Below are 16,347 nucleotides of genomic sequence, written 5' to 3'. Positions count from 1 at the left end.
AGTGGAAATATGGCAACACGTAAGCCAATGGTAGCAGGCAATTGGAAAATGAACGGTTCGTTAGAACTTGTTGAACAATTAGCAAACGCTATCAAAAATGTTCAGTCTGATGAACTTGATATTGTGGTGTTTCCACCATTCCCGTTGATAAGTTCGCTGCAACAACAAAATGTTGTTGTCGGTTCGCAAACGGTCTCAGAAAACCAAGCGGGTGCGTTTACGGGTGAAGTAGATGCTCAGCTGATTAAAGACTTAGGCGCAACGTATACCTTAGTAGGGCATTCAGAGCGTCGCAGTATTTATGGTGAATCTGATGCGGTAGTTGCGGATAAATTTGCTCGCGCTCAACACGTTGGTTTAACACCTATCTTATGTGTTGGCGAAAGCGAAGAACAACGTGAAGCGAATGAAACCGAATTAGTGGTTGCAGCACAAATTGATGCTGTAATTAACAAATTAGGTGTAGCAGCACTGAAGAATTCTGTGGTAGCATACGAGCCCGTTTGGGCCATTGGCACAGGTAAGACTGCTTCTCCTGAGCAAGCGCAAGCTGTACATAAATTTATCCGTGAGAAAATTGCTTCTGCGGATAGTGATTTAGCTGAACAGCTAACCATCTTATATGGTGGTAGCGTGAATGAAAAAAATAGCGAATTATTATTTGCACAACCAGATATAGATGGCGGCCTAATAGGCGGCGCAAGTCTAAAAGCAGAATCATTTACTGCTATTTGTGAAAGTGCAAAAGGGACCGTATAAGATGTACGAAATTTTATTAGTAGTTTATTTAATTGTTGCTTTAGCGCTTGTTGGTATGGTTTTAATCCAGCAAGGTAAAGGCGCTGATATGGGTTCATCATTTGGAGCAGGTGCGTCTGCTACAGTGTTTGGCTCATCAGGTGCAGGCAACTTCATGACAAAAACAACAACAATTCTTGCAACGATTTTCTTCGTGTTAAGTATTGTTTTAGGTAACCTGACTGCCGGTCAAATTAAAAAGACGGACGAGTGGGAAAACCTAGAGGCTGCGCCAGCTGTTGAAACTGTTACTCCAGCACAAACTGATGTGCCAGTGACAGAAGAGAAAAGCTCTGACGTACCAAATTAATTAGCGTTGCTAATTATTGTTAAGCGATTTATCTCCTCAGTAAATCAAACAGCTTAACATCATACAGAATTGTATGCGGATGTGGTGGAATTGGTAGACACGCCATCTTGAGGGGGTGGTGGCTTCGGCCGTGGGGGTTCAAGTCCCCCCATCCGCACCAAATTTAAAAAGCCGTGACCTAAAAGTCACGGCTTTTTTCGTTTCGGTATGTTTTTGCACTTTTTTGGTGCTGTTCGCCCTCTGTTAATACTCTACCTCATTGATTTGTAAGATATATATAACTTGGTTCTCTCCTTGCTTGTTATCTTGTGTGTGTTCACCAGAGGATGCCATTATGGCAAGAATGAGTTATTTAAGCGCAATAGAACGATATGAAGAATACCAAGGGCTGATTCAAAATTTATTGCTTTCAATTCTGGCAAGTGTGCATACAGCGCTTGCTCAAAAAAAAGATGTTCAACCCCTCATTAAGCAGTATCCCTTTTTAGAGTTGCAGTATTGTTTAGATGAGCAGGGGATTCAGCTAGGTAATAATGTGTGCTTTAAACCCCAGTATAAGAAAGACTTAGCTAATAGAGGGGCAGGGCAAGATTTAAGCGCTCGACCCTACTTTACAGCGATATCAAACTCGACAGAGGCACATTTCACCTCACCCTATGTATCAACGGCCACGAGGCATTTATGTATTTCGGTTATAAAGTCTGTTCAATTCAAAGAAGGCGCTCCGTGTTACGTCGTTATTGATGTGTGCCTCACCGAACTTATCGAGTTCATCATGGGGGATACGAAACGAGCGAATATGACGGCTTACTTTAAAGTAGGGTATGGGCTTATTGTCGCTTGCTTATTTTGCTTGGTATTTTATTTATTATTTAAAGTATTCGAGGGCATGTTTTCTTTGGTTACGAGCGAGCAGGCACATTCAGATCCTCTAAAGCCCTTTACTATTATTATCTTTGTTACCTTAGCCCTTGCTATTTTCGACCTAGGAAAAACGATTTTAGAAGAAGAGATTTTAATGCACAAAGATATCTTTCGTCACAGTTCAACACGTCGCACTATTACCCGTTTTATCTCAACCATTCTTATTGCAGTGTCAATAGAGGCGTTACTTACGATGTTTAAAGCCGCTTTGGGTCAAACAGAATATGTGATGCCTGCGGTATTGATGATGTTTGCGGTGGTGGGTTTGTTAATCGCATTGGCTATTTATGTCTATTTAGGTGCGAAAGCCGAAGGCATATTAACCCAAGTTCAGCGTGCCAAAATTAATACCTCTTTACAATAATTAGACGGCGAAAAACACATAACTTAAAGCAATACCGTCACAGGGCGCATGAGCCCTATGACGGTCGTTTTTATAACGAACCACCTACACCAATGCTTGGGTTAACATAAACAGGGCCCACTTTAAATGGGGCGTTTACATTAAGGCTTGCATAAGGTGAACATGCATTTAATAGAATAGCTGCTGCGACTACTGTGATGACTTTAATTAAACGCTTTTTCATTTTATTTCCTCTTGAATGACCAGACCTGCACCCGCTGGGTCTCTAATAATAGCAACACTTCCTTTGCGAACGGTTTCATTTGGTGCCATTAATATAACCCCGCCTGCAGCCGTTACTTTAAGTAATGTTGCATCAACATCGTCGACTTTAATGTAGTTAACCCATGTGTTACCGATTTCAGCATCGGGCTTTTTAACAAAGCCAATGGCAGGTTTATCCTCGACAGCGAGGTAGCTGTAATTGAGCTGTTGCAGTGATTTTTCCTTAGAAGAGTAATTGCCGAGGCGTTGGTAAAAAGCTTTGCTTTGTATTGGGTCATCACTCCATACTTCTTGCCAAATCCACCCATTGTCATGTGTGCTCACTGTGGGGTCGCCGTTCACAGTATTAATTAATGAAAATACAGCGCCTTGAGGGTCTTCTAATACGGCAATTGTGCCTCGCCCTTTGATTTCAGTGCTTTTTACTAATACTTTACCGCCTGCAGCAAGTGTTTTATTCGTGGCATCAGTTATATCTTGGCTACTGATAAGGCTTAACCAGAGGCTTGCATTTTGTGTGTTATCTAACTGTGCCATGCCTGCAATTAATTTACCGTCGAGTTTGGCGAAAGTGTAGCTGTCATTTACCTGTTCAAATTGCCAGCCGAACACCTTGCCATAAAAAGCTTTAGACTCCGCTAAATTTGGCGTAATCAAGTCATGCCACACCACATGGCCCGTGTTTTTTGTACCAGAGTCACTAATAGCGGGGAGTTCATTGGAGGTAAGTTGGCAGCCCGTGAGGGACACCGTCGATACAGCAACAATAATCGCAGCGCGTAATGGGGATAGTAATTTCAAAGTATGCTCCTTGCAAAATAGGGTCAAGTAACAGCATAGACTATTTTTTGTTTATTATTCAATCAAAAGCAGTGCACTTTAATATTTTCTAAAGGAACTATGATAATGCGCATAGCGTGGTGATTATTTAGACGGAAAGTGGGTTACTCTTTGAATTTCTGCAATTATTTTTCTTTAAAAATTGGGTTTGTGTGAAAAAGTTATCCAATTTGTCATACATATTATGCATTTAGTTTATAAAAAATAATAAAATATAAAATAATTATACGTATTTTCACAAAATTGACATATAATGTCCCTCCAGAGGAAAGATGCTTATACCTAAGCGTCTTTTTTTATGCCTGCGATTTACAGGTAAAAATACACACACGGTATCCTTTGGAGTTTTAATTGAAATTACGTCATTTCTCACAATTAAGTGTGGCTGTTGTAGCTGCCTTATCTTCATCAGCTTTCGCTGAGCAAGAAAAAACCACCGCGAAACAAGATGCATTCGAAAAAATAGAAGTCACAGCTCGCAAACGCACAGAAAGTATTTTTGAGTCGCCAACAGCGGTTACTTCAATCGGTGAAAACCTGATTGATAAAGCCAATATGAGCAACTTAGAAGATATTGGTAAATACGTGCCTAATTTAAATATTACCCGTTATGGTGTGGGTAATGCAGCGCATGCCTCTGTGTTTATTCGCGGTATTGGTTTACAAGATCACGTGATCACCACAGATCCTGGCGTAGGCGTATACTTAGATGGTGTCTACCTTGGGCGTCAAATGGGCTCAAACTTATCACTCCCGAATGTAGAGCGTGTTGAGGTGTTGCGAGGCCCACAAGGTACTTTATATGGCCGTAATACACTTGGTGGTGCAGTTAACATTATTACTAAACAACCTGGTGACGAAGGGATTGTAACCACAACGGCTAAAGTTGGAAGTCGCAATCGTTTAGCGGGTGATGTTTATTTTAATAACAGCCTTACAGACACTGTCAGCATGTCGGCCAGTGTGTCGTACAAACAACGTGATGGAGTCGGTGAGGCAATTAACCTTGTTAATCCAGCAAACGAAATTGGTGAAGAGCAAGAGCTAAGTGGTCGTATGGCGTTGAAATGGCAAGCTAACAGCGACTTATCTTTTGTTTTCTCTGTTGATGGCGTCGACAATGAATCAGGTCAATCACCTTACACAATCGAGTTAACGGCACCGTTGGACGCTAATGATCCATTTAATGGTGATTTTCCACTTTTAACTGAAGACATGCTACCAAGTAATCCAGATGATTTAGCAACGACTGTCGCAGGAATCGAATCAACGGCTTACTCAGGCTGGGGGACATCATTATCAGCACATTGGGACATTAATAATACTTACACGACTAAATTTATCACCAGTTACCGCAGCTCAGAATATGAAGGCGGCCTTGATGATGATGCCGTGGCACTTAATTTATCTGAATTCCCAGAAGAGGGGGGGGCCGATCAGTATTCTTTCGAAATCCAGTTAAACGGTAGCTACGATAATATGGATTTTGTGTCTGGTTTGTATTTCTTTAATGAAGATGGATTTACAAGCTCAGGGCCTTTTGTATTTAGCCCATTCAACACGCCAGACGGATTATTGAATGATGGTACAACGGCTTCATTTGGTAATTATGGTTATTTTGATATTAACCAAGAAACAAATTCATACGCAGCGTATATCAACGCAAGTTACGATTTAAGTGACGACTTAACAGTAGGCGGTGGTCTTCGTTATTCAAAAGACAAAAAAGAAGCCGATGCACAATTTCCAAGCTTTGCAACGCGTAAATACGTAAGTGCTGACTTTGATGCGGTAACATGGGACGTAAACGCGTCTTACCAGCTCAGCAATAACATGAACCTGTATGGGCAAATTCAAAAAGGCTATCAAACAGGTGGCTTTCCGCCACGTCCATTTGGTGGTCCTGATCAATTTGTCTCATTTGATGAAACAAAAGCGATTAACTATGAGCTAGGCCTTAAAGGTCAAGTGCATGAAGATATTTCTATGATGCTTGCTGTTTTTGTCACAGATTATACCGATTTAGCACTGCCATTCTCTGATCCAACAGCCGGGGGGGGGTTTGTAACGATTGTTGAAAATGCTGGCGAGTCAAAAGCACAAGGTATCGAGCTTGAAACAACGATAGCATTTACGGATGACTTTACACTGCGTAGTGCGATTGGCTACTTAGATTCAGAGATCACCGAGGTTGACGAAGGAGTGCAAGGCATTGGTAAAGGTGACTCACCTGCATTAACTCCGCGCTGGACTGTTATGCTTGCCCCATCGTACTTTGTTGACTTAAGCAACGGTGGTACGGTGGCGATTAACGCAAACTATTCGTACCGCAGTGACATGCAAGGCCAATCAGTTTACAACCAAAGTGAACATATTGAATCGCGTGAACTTGTTGGGTTTAACATTTCTTATTTAAACCCTAATGGCGACTTTGAAGTGACGCTATACGGTGAAAACGTATTGAATGAAGTTTACGATGTTGGTCGTTTACAGCAGTCAGGTTTTGTTGGTGTTATGCGCAGTAATGACCGCAGTGAATTTGGCTTAAAGTTCAAAAAAGAATTTGAGCTTTAATCGCAAGGTGAATGAAAAAGGGTAAGCATGGCTTACCCTTTTATTTTTTACAGTTTAATTCTTTTCTTGTTCAAGCTTTTCGCGGGCTGCTTTTAATTCTTCAGCCAACTCTTTTGCTTTTTGCTTGGTTTTTTCAGAAAGTTCACCAGCGGCTTCTTTACTCTCGATCCATGCATCTATGGCAATTTCTTTACCGTCGTCATACATGCTTAAACCCATTTCTTTGCTTTCTGCTAGCAGTGCTTGTAATGAGTCATCGTTAAACTCACTGGTTGCCTCTTTTACATCTTTCCATGCATCATTGACAGCTTGCTTAACTTCTTCTTTCGCTTCGGCTGCGTCTTTTTTTGCTTCATCAGCATCTTCACACCCCGTTAGGGCAATACATCCTAGTAAAACTAAACTTGCTAATTTTTTCATATTTTTCTCTAATGGTTAATTAACACCATAAGCAGTATAAGCATTTAAAAATGAATATAGCTAGAACAACACGGCTAAGTTTTCGTTTAATGGACGAAAATGATGCAGAATTATTATATGAGCTTGATAACGATCCTCAGGTAATGAAATATTTAACCCGTGGCAAAGTATCAACAATGCAAACAATTAAAAACACTTTTATTCCCCGTTTAAATGCTTTTCGCAATGAACAAAAGGGCTGGGGGCTATGGCAGGTAAGCGTTACCGACAACAACATGTTTATTGGCTGGGTGTTAGTGAGGCCAATGGGATTTTTTGATAAGCCAGATTATAGCGACCTTGAAATTGGTTGGCGTTTTAAACGTGTTAGTTGGGGGCAGGGTTATGCATCTGAAGCCGCTTTGAGTGTTGCATTGGCGGTTAGTCAACACCCCGAAGTTAAAACACTCTCAGCAACAGCCCCTAAAAGACAACCTTGCATCGATTAGTGTAATGAAAAAGCTAGGGCTAAAATTTATAAAAGAATACTTGCACCAAGATGAACACGGAGAATTACCAGCGGTGCTTTATTCATGTCCGAAAGCAGAATTAACCTCACTTAAGCGTAACTAATTGACCTTAGTAGTTTGGCATGTATAAATGAGTATAAAAACGTCAAAAGGAATTAGTATGCGAACTTTAATAAAATACACGGTCAGTGTCTCGCTTCTCGTTGTATTATTTTTTCATCCGCCATTATTAGCCAAACAAGCGGCTGTGGCGATGCCAGACAGTTACAGTAGCGATACTGCACGGGCAATTTTAGAGCAAGGCGGGAATGCCATTGATGCAGCCATAGCAGCCCAATTTGTGTTGGCTGTCACGTTACCTGAGGCCGGTAATATTGGGGGCGGCGGTTTTATGCTGATTCAAAAAGACGGCAAAGGTGACTTTATAGATTACCGTGAAACTGCCCCCGCAGCAGCTCATCGCGATATGTATCTCGATGAAAAAGGGAATGTGATAGACAACATGTCAGTGTATGGTATTCACGCAAGTGGTGTGCCGGGCAGTGTTGCCGGAATGTGGCTAGCACACCAAAAGCATGGCAGCTTAGAGTGGAAAACCCTCGTAGATCCTGCGGTAAAGTTGGCAGAAGACGGTTTTATTGTGCACCCGAAACTTGTTTCAAGTATCCAAAAATATATTTCGCGAATGCAGAAAAAGTCGATAAAAGTTAACTTTGCTGATTATTTTTCTGATGCTAAAGCTAATAAAACCTTTAAGCAACCAGAGCTTGCGGCAACGCTTAAGCGCATTCGTGATAATGGCAAGGCGGGTTTTTATGAAGGCGAGACAGCTAAAATAATTGCCACGTTTATGAAACAGCATGGCGGTATCATTTCAGAGCAAGACCTTAAAGACTATCAGGCCAAATCGCGTATGCCTATTAAAGGTCATTGGCGTGGTTTTGAAGTGCTTACTTCACCGCCACCCAGTTCAGGGGGCATTGCTATTTTACAATGGCTAAAAATGTATGATCTTGCTAAACCAACAGGCCCTTTAGAGCATAACTCGACCCGCTATGTGCACATTCTTGCAGAAGTCGGCAAACGAGTCTTTGCTGATAGAGCAGAGTATTTAGGCGATCCTGATTTTTACGATGTACCAAAAACAGCCTTACTCGCGGATGATTATCTCGCTAAACGTGCAACGGGTATTCGTAATGATGTAATTTCGACAACTGAAAACATCAAACCAGGTTTACATGAAAGTGAGCAAACAACACATTTCTCAATTATTGATCAGTGGGGTAATGCGGTCGCAAACACAACAACAATCAACTTAAGCTTTGGCAGCGGTGTGGTTGTTTCTGGAGCAGGCTTTATTCTTAATGATGAAATGGATGACTTTAGTGCTAAACCAGGTGTTATGAATGTTTTCGGTGCATTAGGCGGTGAGGCCAACGAAATTCAACCACACAAACGGATGTTAAGCTCAATGACACCCACCATTTTATTACAAGACAATAAAGTGAAAATGGTAACCGGTTCACCGGGCGGCACCACCATTATTAGTTCAGTGTATGAATCAATCTTAAATGCGGTAGAGTTTAATATGTCTGCTGAGCAAGTCGTAAATAGCCCGCGATTTCATCATCAACTGTGGCCTAAAAACGTGATAAGACACCATAAAGGGCTTGAGCCAAAGGTTATTAAAGCGCTTGAAAAAATGGGCTACAAACTTGATGAGCGTCACTTTGGTGATATGCATGTGATCATCAATAAAGATGGCAAGCTCGATGCCGCATCTGAAGAATCTGGTCGTGGTAAAGCGATGGTATTTGATACCCTTAATTCGTCTAATTAAGTGAGCAATTTTTAACGCAGGTAGCGACCCGTTTAATCCCTCAAAATAATGAAAACAGGCACCAAAGGTGCCTTTTTTCAGTGTGTGATTTTTATTAACCAATAGCAGGGATTACACCAGCCATCTGTAAACCTTGGGCGCTAATGATTAGCACACCAAATAAAGCCGCCAGTACTAAACCAACATTACCCCCTTTTACTTGGTAACCTGTTTCAGGTTGGCTTCGGCGTTGTTTGTAAACCATGGCGACAGGCAAAAATACGGCCAGAATAACCAAAGCAATCGCAGCGTAGCCAAGGGCCATAATAAAACCTTGTGGGTAAAATAATGCGAAACCAAGGGGCGGTACAAAGGTAATTAATGCCGTTTTAATACGGTCTTTGCTGCCATCACCTTTTTTAAAGGCATCGGCAAAAAAATCAAATAAACCCAAGCTCACACCTAAAAATGACGTGGCGAGTGCTAAATCTGCGAAAACATTGACCGCAGTCGCAACATGAGGGTTATGTGCAATACTTGCTACACTGCTAACAAAGCCAGATAAACCTTGGCTTTGCATTAAGTCATTTTGGCTCATTATGCCTTGGCTCAACAGTTGCCAAAAAATGTAAATGACAAGCGGTAATGCGGCACCTGCCACCATGACTCTTCGTAAAGCCTTAATGTCGAGACCCACATATTTAACAATCGATGGAATGGAGCCATGAAAGCCAAAAGATGTAAATACCACCGGAATAGCTGAAAGAATTAAACCTTGTTCAATAGGCATTTCGAGTAGGTGCTGCCCATGCACATACGGTGTGAGCATATAAAATAAGCTTGCCAGTACGCACACTTTAATTGTGAAAAGCACTCTATTAAGCTTATCAACCTTACTTGTGCCAAGCGTTACTACGGTACCAATGACCACGGCTAAAATAATGGAGCCAACTTGGGGGGCCAGCGAGAGTGACAAGCCATTATTTAGCTTTTCTTGCAACTGTGCACCACCGCCTGCTATGTATGCGGCGCATAGGGCATAGAACAAGAACATAACTGAAAAGTTAGCCACCCATTGCCCTCGCTTGCCCAACCAAGATTTAGCCAAGGTGTTGAGTGTCGCGTCTCTGTCTGCATATTGATGAAGCTCTAACATTAATAGAGCCGTGTAAGTCATTAAAAACCAAATTAATAAAATGAGTGACAGCGCGGTGGTGAATCCAAGCCCCGCAGAGGCGATGGGCAATGCCAGCATCCCTGCTCCTATGGTGGTGCCAGCAACAATTAACATGCTACCTATTGTTTTATTTTTAAGCACTTTTTGACCCTTAAACTTCGTGAGAGGCATGCAAGATATAACTTGTTTAATAAAACTTAAATAGTTTTGTTATAAATCAAAGAAACTTATTGTAACTTATGATTTACAAGCACGGTTAGGCGCGTAAATATTAGGCTTAATTTTATTCTACATTGTCGTAATTTTGAGTTGACAAAATAATCATATAGGCAGATTCTTAACGCTCTTCTACTTACTTTTTTATGATGATGATGCAGCTAAATAAACGACCAAATAATCGCAGTATGCGTCTGGCAACGCCAGCCGTGTGGTCAGTTATGTGCTGCGGTTAATTAAGTAAGTTTTACTAACCGCGTTCAAAGCGGTTGGCCATTCTTTGTTTTTTTCCTCCGCTTTTTTCGCCTTATTAAAGGAATAAGCTTGTGCCAGTTAAAGCCTCATATTTTTTAATGGTGGTGATTTGGTCTACAACCCCTCTAGGTATTGTTTGGAGTAGTGAAACCGTTGCGCCCACATTGGCAGTCTTGTTAAGAATGCTGGTGGGTCTTGTGCTTGCTGCATTGGTGGTTGCTATCGCTAATATCCGAGTGCCTTGGCATCGTCGCGCCTTATTCTTATATGCATACTCGAGTATCGGCATATTTGGGGGCATGCTACTGAGCTATATGGCCGCCAAAACAGTGCCTTCTGGCTTAATATCGTTAATGTTTGGTTTGGCACCTATTTTATCGGGATTACTGGCGCAGAAAATTTTAAATGAGCCAAAATTCAGCACACTAAAACTCGCTTCACTTGGGTGTGCACTAATCGGTCTTTTTTTAGTAAGCCAGCGTCATATTCAAGGTGGGGTAGAGCAGCTAAGTGGGTTGCTGTATGTATTTATGGCGGTGTGTTTTTTCAGCCTAAGCGGGGTGATGATCAAACGTGTTCGAATCGCTATTCACCCAATGGCGACGACATTCGGTGCTTTAGTCTTTGTAACGCCTTTATTTTTTATAACCTGGTTATTGGTTGATGGTCAACTCAATAGCGAGCTTTGGAGCGTAAAGTCGCTTTACTCGATTGTGTACTTAGGGGTGTTTGGATCGTTAATCGGTGCATTGGCGTATTTTCATGTTTTGCAAAAACTGAATGCCAGCACGGTAGCCTTGACCACCTTAATTACACCAAGTTTTGCTATTGCAATTGGCGGCATATTTAATAATGAGCCGATTGATCAAGCACTGATTGTTGGCGCAACTGTCATTATGATTAGCTTGGCGTTTTTTCAATTTGGTGACAAGTGGCTTAAGCGCTTTAAACGCGTTAAGCCAATTAAAATGAATTAGCAGTGTAGTCGCCGTATAGCGGCGACTACATTTTTGCAATTTGAATAACCAAGCGACGGTTTGTATTTCGCCCTAAAATATTGTCATTAGTGGCAACATGGCGTTTTTCACCAAACCCTTCGGTATCCACTTTATTTTCATCGATGCCTAAGCTCACAATATACTCTTTGATTGCTTTAGCCCGCTTTTTAGAAAGCTCAAGGTTATTCCAACGACCACCGTAGCTATCGGTATAAGATGAAATTGAAATAGCAGAAATACTGGTGTCATATTTGAGGTATTCGGCTATTTTATCTAAGCGTTTTTGAGATGATTTTGTCAGCTTACTGGAGTTAGGTTCATAGTTCATTACCGTGAATGAGATATCTTCAAAGCTGTAAGGCAGCATGGCATCTCGGCATTGTAAAAAAGCCCAATAGGCTTGTTTAAAATTAACACTCGACAAGCCTACGGCAATTTTATCGGCACGGTTTTGCCAATCTTGGTAATAAAAAGTAGGCTGATAGCCTTTTTCGAGCTCTGTCAGCATTTCCCAAGCCGTTTTATTGCCTAGCTCACCGTCAAATTTACGTAATAATTTCATATTCGCAATATCGCGTGCTGGTAGGCCTGCACGCCAACTGGGCGGCACAGCTTTTAAACCAGCAATACTGTAATTTTCTGGACGTACAACCATGTCGAGATTAAAGTTGACGTCTTTATTCTTGCTGGCAGAAGTGCTAAAAATGGCTTCGCCATAAAAAGGAACTTCATGATTTAATTGGCATTCTAAGCGCGATGTTTTAACCATTTGCCAATTTGAAGTATCTGCGGTAGCAGTGTATTCGCGCATGGCACTGCTTGCATGCGTGGCTGCAAACGTTGTTAAAAGGCCGAGGCTTAAAGAAAGTAATGAAAGCTTCATCACAGTAAATCTCCAACAAATCATCAATGCCAAATAATTGGCAAGTTTTATAGCAAGCAGTCCAAAACTGCCTGACAGCGTGTTAGCTCATTAAGTTAAAGCAATTATTGTGCCTAAAAACCCTGTAAGAATCTGTGATTTAATCGCTTTTGCTCTAGCAGAGCAGCTGTGGTTTTTGACATAATAGCCAGCTTACACTGGCAAACCAAGAAGACTATGGAAAATACTGAACAAACTCTTTTCGCAAAACGCTTTCGTGGCTTTTTCCCCGTGGTTATTGATGTTGAAACGGCAGGGTTTAATAAAGACACTGATGCGTTACTTGAAATCGCTGCTTCTGTTTTAAAAATGGATGACGATGGAGTGTTAAGCATTGACCATACGGTGCATTTTCATGTTGAGCCATTTGAAGGCGCGAATATAGAGCAGGCCGCGATTGATTTTAATGGCATAGACCCATTTTCGGCGTTACGCGGTGCGGTGCCTGAAGAAGAGGCCATTAAAGAAATCTGTAAAGCCGTACGTAAAGCACAAAAAGCGGCAGGTTGTCAGCGCTCAGTGGTGGTTGCGCATAATGCGGCTTTTGATCATGGCTTTTTAAATGCGGCGATTGAGCGTTGTAAAATTAAACGCACACCTTTTCATCCGTTCGTGAGTTTTGATACGACCTCACTAGCGGGGCTTGCGTTGGGGCAAACTGTATTAGCGAAAGCCTGTCGTGCAGCGGGTATTGAGTTTGATAATAAACAAGCCCACTCAGCGCTCTATGATACAGAGCGCACAGCAGAATTATTCTGTCTAATTGTTAATCGTTGGCAACAACTAGGCGGATGGCCATTGCCAGAGCAAGCTGAAGAGAATGAAAAGCCAGACTCAGCCGCTAAAACGACTGAGTAATTTTCCCTTCGAAGTATCGCACTAAGTGGGGAGGGTAAATACGTGAAAAATGTTTACTCTCTTGTGCTATTTTCAGCTCAACGCCCGGATGCATTAACTCATTCACTTTTAAGCGACTGGTTGCCAACAAACGCGCAATCTTTTGCTTAACAAGGTATTTCTTTTTCTTAGTGCTTGCGGTTTTAATTTTTATTTGTTGTTCACTGGCTGTTATTTTATTGATGTAATGCGCACGTTGAGCTGCATTGGTTATTTTATTCGCTTTTTTTCGAGCTTGTTGTAAGGCGGCTGCTTTACTGGCAAGCAGCTTTTCAAAGTCATTGATTTGTTGTTGCTTTTGTCTTAAATCATGCCAGTACTGCGCTATAAAGACACGGGTTTTAGTGCCTGATGGCGCACCTAGCTCACCGGTTTCGATACGCATTGCATCTAAAATATTCCCGCCAATAATTTTGCCGCGAGGGTTATTCGCTTTACCGACACGAATTAGACGACGTGCACTTAAATCACAGTGCAGAGCTTGACGCTCTATAAACAGATCTTGCTCACTTTTAATATGGCAAAACTGTGCATACCCAACCGAAATAGTGCGTGTTGCGCTTATATTGCATGTAAAGTGATCTTCATTTTCACGGTGCCGGCCAATGGCCCCGAGCATAATAGTGACTTCGCTTTTACTTTCGATTGTTGCTGATTCAACAAATCCCAGTACTGTAATATCACCTGTAGCTTTAACGCACATACCATCTTTAACATCGCCACTAATGATAACACTGCCATCAAACTCAACATGGCCTGTACTGATATCAACATGATGAAAGCACAACACATCGTCTACGCGCATGCCGCGGGGCAGTGCAACGGGCACTCCTTTGGTGTCGGCAATGAGTAAATTACTGTTCATCGGATCAAGACGGGTCCCTTCAAAGGGCTCTAGGGGGTAATCTTTACCTGCTTGCGCGGGTAAAGTATCGCCAAATACAGTAAAGCCATTTTCACCCGCAGTTGCAGGAATACGTTGCATAAGTGGCGCACCGGGCTTAACCGTGATAATCGCGCCCAAGTTTCGCATATCAACTTTGCCACCCGATGTGGCTTGTGGGCTAAGAACGCGATCTTGTGCTGTTGAACATAATCGGACAAACCGTGCATCGTTCCCATCTTTTGGGTTACGGCCATGCGCAACAATAGCACTGTAGTGCGCACCAGCAGGTTGTTTAAACTGCTGACCTAAAAAAGTATCAAGCGCAGAGTGACTTATGCCGCGCTTAACTCCCGCAGCAGATAGCGCTGCTTGTGCATCATCCATACTCACAACTTTGCCACCACGTGCTGTTGTCAGGCTCGCTTCTGCAATCATATTTTTTTCATCAACGGTGATTTCAATATGTGCATCAACGGCTTTTGCAACAACCAATGATTGATTTTGATATTGACTGCTAGGTGTAAAAAGTTTGCCAATATTGGCATCAACAAGTTCACAGTCTGCGTAAGACGATTGCTCAATTAACTCAATGAGTTGTGAACTCGTTATGGGAAAGCCAGCATCGCGCGGATGCTCACACAAGGATACATATCCACTTTGCTCATCGAACAAAAACATCGACATCAAGTAAGTCCTGTAAAAGAGGCCTGTTATTATTATTTTTTCGTTGCTACAGGATTGTTTTAAGAAGAGGTAACAACGTCTCCCATTTCAGCACAACTTTTGTATGATGTTAAGAACTTGTATGCTTAATATGTGAAAATTCGTATAAAAACTGACTTTTCCTGTTTGGTTTTTCAGCACTCAAAGGGGTTATGCCAAAATAACCTGATTAATGCCTTGAGTATAAAGGGTTTACTCAGTTATACTTCACATACACTCTGAATGAGATACCAAATTCAGGGGCTGATTAGGATTCGACGGAATTCAAGACGCCCGAGGTGCATGTCGAGGTGCGGTTGGCCTCGTAAAAAAGCCGCAATTTAAAGTAATCGCAAACGACGATAACTACTCTCTAGCAGCTTAGGCTGGCTAGCGCTCCTTCCATGTATTCTTGTGGACTGGATTTTGGAGTGTCACCCTTACACATGATCGCGACGGAAACCCTGGCCGGGGTTGAAGCGTTAAAACTAAGCGGCCTCGCCTTTGCAGATCGTGTTCGTCCGAGCTGTAAAGGTTAACTAAAAGACGATACTAAGCATGTAGTACCAAAGGTCGAGGCTTTTCGGACGGGGGTTCAAATCCCCCCAGCTCCACCATTAAAAACCCTTGTAATTCAATGAGTTACGAGGGTTTTCTCTTTCTAATGGATCTGTATTGGATCAATTTAACCCTCCAGGTTAAAAATAATACTTGATATACTCCTTGCTATACCCTAGGATCGTACATATAAGCATCATAGTGTGCTTTAAAGTTGATGGTGTTAATGAGATAACCATATCTCTGGTTAATACGCATTCACCGACACTTATATGTAGGAGGTTACATGTTTAATAGTAATCAACAAGACCACATGCGAGAGTTTTCTCAAATGGTTGCGGCTACCGATAGGAGCAATCGAATCTATCTAAGTGGCACCAAGGATGAAAAAAAAGCAGCTTTAATAAGCGCGTTAGGAACTGTAAATATCACTAATGTCACAGCAAAACCCAGAAAAAAAAGAAATTGAAGATGCGACAGTTAACGAGTTATTTGCAGTGTTGTCAGCCGAGTTTGGTTATGACTACACTGAATGGCTTGATGAAATTGTAGCACTTCAAGAGCTTTGGCAAACACAAGGTTATGTCGAAGTTTATGAATCAAAGAGTCACAGACAATACGGCAGAATTAAAGATTCATCTCTCAAAGAAGGCGCTTCACCTTGGTATATAGGTATATACCACGCAAGATTACTCCCAAATGATGAAGAAAATGATCCTCTGGTAGTGGTTAAGTTCCACGAAACAGAAACTGGGGAGCTTGTAGATATGAAGTTAATGCTAGATCACAACGAGATTTTTGGTGATAAAGAAGATAAGCGTGACCCAAACAAAATGAAGCGAATAAGAATGCAAATTGACAAATTTGTACAAGAAGCTGATGCTAAATTAACTAAATGAAACCCGCTCAATTAG

Annotated in this window: 15 protein-coding genes, 1 tRNA gene, 1 other RNA gene and 1 pseudogene; 12 read left to right on the top strand and 6 right to left on the bottom strand. The window is 41.8% G+C overall.

Translation table 11 applies throughout. The features are described 5' to 3' along the window. The first annotated feature begins 9 nt into the window (after positions 1 to 9). From tpiA to LPA49_RS01850, 4 genes are all read left to right on the top strand, one after another. Complete coding sequence (tpiA, locus tag LPA49_RS01865; protein ID WP_036967226.1) at positions 10 to 759, top strand: triose-phosphate isomerase; 750 nt, start codon at positions 10 to 12, stop codon at positions 757 to 759. 1 nt (position 760) lies between these two features. After that, positions 761 to 1,108 carry a preprotein translocase subunit SecG gene (secG, locus tag LPA49_RS01860; RefSeq protein ID WP_036967228.1) on the top strand — a complete coding sequence of 116 codons (348 nt, stop codon included), beginning with the start codon at positions 761 to 763 and terminating at the stop codon, positions 1,106 to 1,108. 75 nt (positions 1,109 to 1,183) lie between these two features. Continuing rightward, positions 1,184 to 1,268 (top strand) — tRNA-Leu (locus LPA49_RS01855). A gap of 174 nt (positions 1,269 to 1,442) precedes the next feature. After that, entirely contained in the window at positions 1,443 to 2,396 is a 954-nt protein-coding gene (locus LPA49_RS01850; RefSeq protein WP_180310968.1) for a general glycosylation pathway protein, read from the top strand. Positions 2,397 to 2,466: 70 nt separating this feature from the next. Here the strand turns inward: LPA49_RS01850 and LPA49_RS01845 are convergent, their stop codons facing one another. Next, positions 2,467 to 2,619 (bottom strand): hypothetical protein, encoded by a 153-nt coding sequence (locus tag LPA49_RS01845; protein WP_162898041.1) that lies wholly within the window; start codon positions 2,617 to 2,619, stop codon positions 2,467 to 2,469. Then, positions 2,616 to 3,461 carry a VOC family protein gene (locus LPA49_RS01840; protein WP_230235376.1) on the bottom strand — a complete coding sequence of 282 codons (846 nt, stop codon included), beginning with the start codon at positions 3,459 to 3,461 and terminating at the stop codon, positions 2,616 to 2,618. Before LPA49_RS01840 ends, LPA49_RS01845 begins: the two co-directional genes overlap by 4 nt. A gap of 390 nt (positions 3,462 to 3,851) precedes the next feature. Between LPA49_RS01840 and LPA49_RS01835 the strand changes: the two genes are divergently transcribed. Further along, positions 3,852 to 6,074, top strand: coding sequence for a TonB-dependent receptor (locus tag LPA49_RS01835; RefSeq protein ID WP_180310966.1), 2,223 nt, complete (start codon positions 3,852 to 3,854; stop codon positions 6,072 to 6,074). 54 nt (positions 6,075 to 6,128) lie between these two features. Here LPA49_RS01835 and LPA49_RS01830 read toward each other — a convergent pair whose 3' ends face one another. Continuing rightward, positions 6,129 to 6,494 (bottom strand): hypothetical protein, encoded by a 366-nt coding sequence (locus LPA49_RS01830; protein ID WP_036967240.1) that lies wholly within the window; start codon positions 6,492 to 6,494, stop codon positions 6,129 to 6,131. 50 nt (positions 6,495 to 6,544) lie between these two features. On the opposite strand from LPA49_RS01830, the pseudogene LPA49_RS01825 reads away from it, so the two are divergent. Further along, positions 6,545 to 7,106 (top strand): annotated as a pseudogene (locus tag LPA49_RS01825) (GNAT family N-acetyltransferase). 57 nt (positions 7,107 to 7,163) lie between these two features. Next, on the top strand, positions 7,164 to 8,843 hold the full coding sequence (gene ggt / locus LPA49_RS01820; RefSeq protein ID WP_230235374.1) for a gamma-glutamyltransferase: 1,680 nt from the start codon (positions 7,164 to 7,166) through the stop codon (positions 8,841 to 8,843). Positions 8,844 to 8,937: 94 nt separating this feature from the next. Here the strand turns inward: ggt and LPA49_RS01815 are convergent, their stop codons facing one another. Continuing rightward, positions 8,938 to 10,140, bottom strand: coding sequence for an aromatic amino acid transport family protein (locus LPA49_RS01815; RefSeq protein WP_180310965.1), 1,203 nt, complete (start codon positions 10,138 to 10,140; stop codon positions 8,938 to 8,940). Positions 10,141 to 10,541: 401 nt separating this feature from the next. Between LPA49_RS01815 and LPA49_RS01810 the strand changes: the two genes are divergently transcribed. After that, the gene (locus LPA49_RS01810) at positions 10,542 to 11,447 is read left to right on the top strand and encodes a DMT family transporter (protein WP_036967245.1); all 906 of its coding nucleotides are present in this window, start codon (positions 10,542 to 10,544) and stop codon (positions 11,445 to 11,447) included. Positions 11,448 to 11,472: 25 nt separating this feature from the next. Here the strand turns inward: LPA49_RS01810 and LPA49_RS01805 are convergent, their stop codons facing one another. After that, positions 11,473 to 12,351: an OmpA family protein gene (locus LPA49_RS01805; RefSeq protein WP_036967246.1), complete on the bottom strand. Its 879-nt coding sequence runs from the start codon at positions 12,349 to 12,351 to the stop codon at positions 11,473 to 11,475. Positions 12,352 to 12,567: 216 nt separating this feature from the next. Between LPA49_RS01805 and rnt the strand changes: the two genes are divergently transcribed. Beyond that, entirely contained in the window at positions 12,568 to 13,248 is a 681-nt protein-coding gene (rnt, locus tag LPA49_RS01800; RefSeq protein WP_036967250.1) for a ribonuclease T, read from the top strand. On the opposite strand, the gene LPA49_RS01795 is transcribed toward rnt, so the two are convergent. Beyond that, positions 13,232 to 14,857 (bottom strand): FapA family protein, encoded by a 1,626-nt coding sequence (locus LPA49_RS01795; RefSeq protein WP_036967253.1) that lies wholly within the window; start codon positions 14,855 to 14,857, stop codon positions 13,232 to 13,234. The genes rnt and LPA49_RS01795 overlap by 17 nt on opposite strands. 278 nt (positions 14,858 to 15,135) lie before the next feature. Between LPA49_RS01795 and ssrA the strand changes: the two genes are divergently transcribed. The 3 genes from ssrA to LPA49_RS01780 all read left to right on the top strand — a co-directional run bounded on the left by ssrA (position 15,136) and on the right by LPA49_RS01780 (position 16,332). Next, positions 15,136 to 15,492, top strand: a transfer-messenger RNA (tmRNA) gene (gene ssrA, locus LPA49_RS01790). Positions 15,493 to 15,719: 227 nt separating this feature from the next. Further along, a complete protein-coding gene (locus LPA49_RS01785) occupies positions 15,720 to 15,902 on the top strand; it encodes a hypothetical protein (protein ID WP_230235371.1) in 183 nt (60 codons plus the stop codon). Continuing rightward, entirely contained in the window at positions 15,868 to 16,332 is a 465-nt protein-coding gene (locus LPA49_RS01780) for a hypothetical protein (RefSeq protein WP_230235370.1), read from the top strand. The genes LPA49_RS01785 and LPA49_RS01780 overlap by 35 nt, the downstream gene beginning before the upstream one ends. The last annotated feature ends 15 nt before the right edge of the window (positions 16,333 to 16,347 follow it).

It is taken from the genome of Pseudoalteromonas sp. MB41, from assembly GCF_020966275.1.
GTDB classification, from domain to species: Bacteria; Pseudomonadota; Gammaproteobacteria; order Enterobacterales; family Alteromonadaceae; genus Pseudoalteromonas; species Pseudoalteromonas lipolytica.
Note: the sequence above shows the minus strand (reverse complement) of the source record. Positions and strands in the feature narration are given on the sequence as shown.

Bases quoted from the DNA above. Each gene is read 5' to 3' on its own strand.
- tpiA (WP_036967226.1), top strand. From the start codon at position 10: ATGGCAACACGTAAGCCAATGGTAGCAGGCAATTGGAAAATGAACGGT.
- secG (WP_036967228.1), top strand. From the start codon at position 761: ATGTACGAAATTTTATTAGTAGTTTATTTAATTGTTGCTTTAGCGCTT.
- LPA49_RS01850 (WP_180310968.1), top strand. From the start codon at position 1,443: ATGGCAAGAATGAGTTATTTAAGCGCAATAGAACGATATGAAGAATAC.
- LPA49_RS01845 (WP_162898041.1), bottom strand. From the start codon at position 2,619: ATGAAAAAGCGTTTAATTAAAGTCATCACAGTAGTCGCAGCAGCTATT.
- LPA49_RS01830 (WP_036967240.1), bottom strand. From the start codon at position 6,494: ATGAAAAAATTAGCAAGTTTAGTTTTACTAGGATGTATTGCCCTAACG.
- ggt (WP_230235374.1), top strand. From the start codon at position 7,164: ATGCGAACTTTAATAAAATACACGGTCAGTGTCTCGCTTCTCGTTGTA.
- LPA49_RS01805 (WP_036967246.1), bottom strand. From the start codon at position 12,351: ATGAAGCTTTCATTACTTTCTTTAAGCCTCGGCCTTTTAACAACGTTT.
- rnt (WP_036967250.1), top strand. From the start codon at position 12,568: ATGGAAAATACTGAACAAACTCTTTTCGCAAAACGCTTTCGTGGCTTT.
- LPA49_RS01795 (WP_036967253.1), bottom strand. From the start codon at position 14,857: ATGTCGATGTTTTTGTTCGATGAGCAAAGTGGATATGTATCCTTGTGT.
- LPA49_RS01785 (WP_230235371.1), top strand. From the start codon at position 15,720: ATGTTTAATAGTAATCAACAAGACCACATGCGAGAGTTTTCTCAAATG.
- LPA49_RS01780 (WP_230235370.1), top strand. From the start codon at position 15,868: ATGTCACAGCAAAACCCAGAAAAAAAAGAAATTGAAGATGCGACAGTT.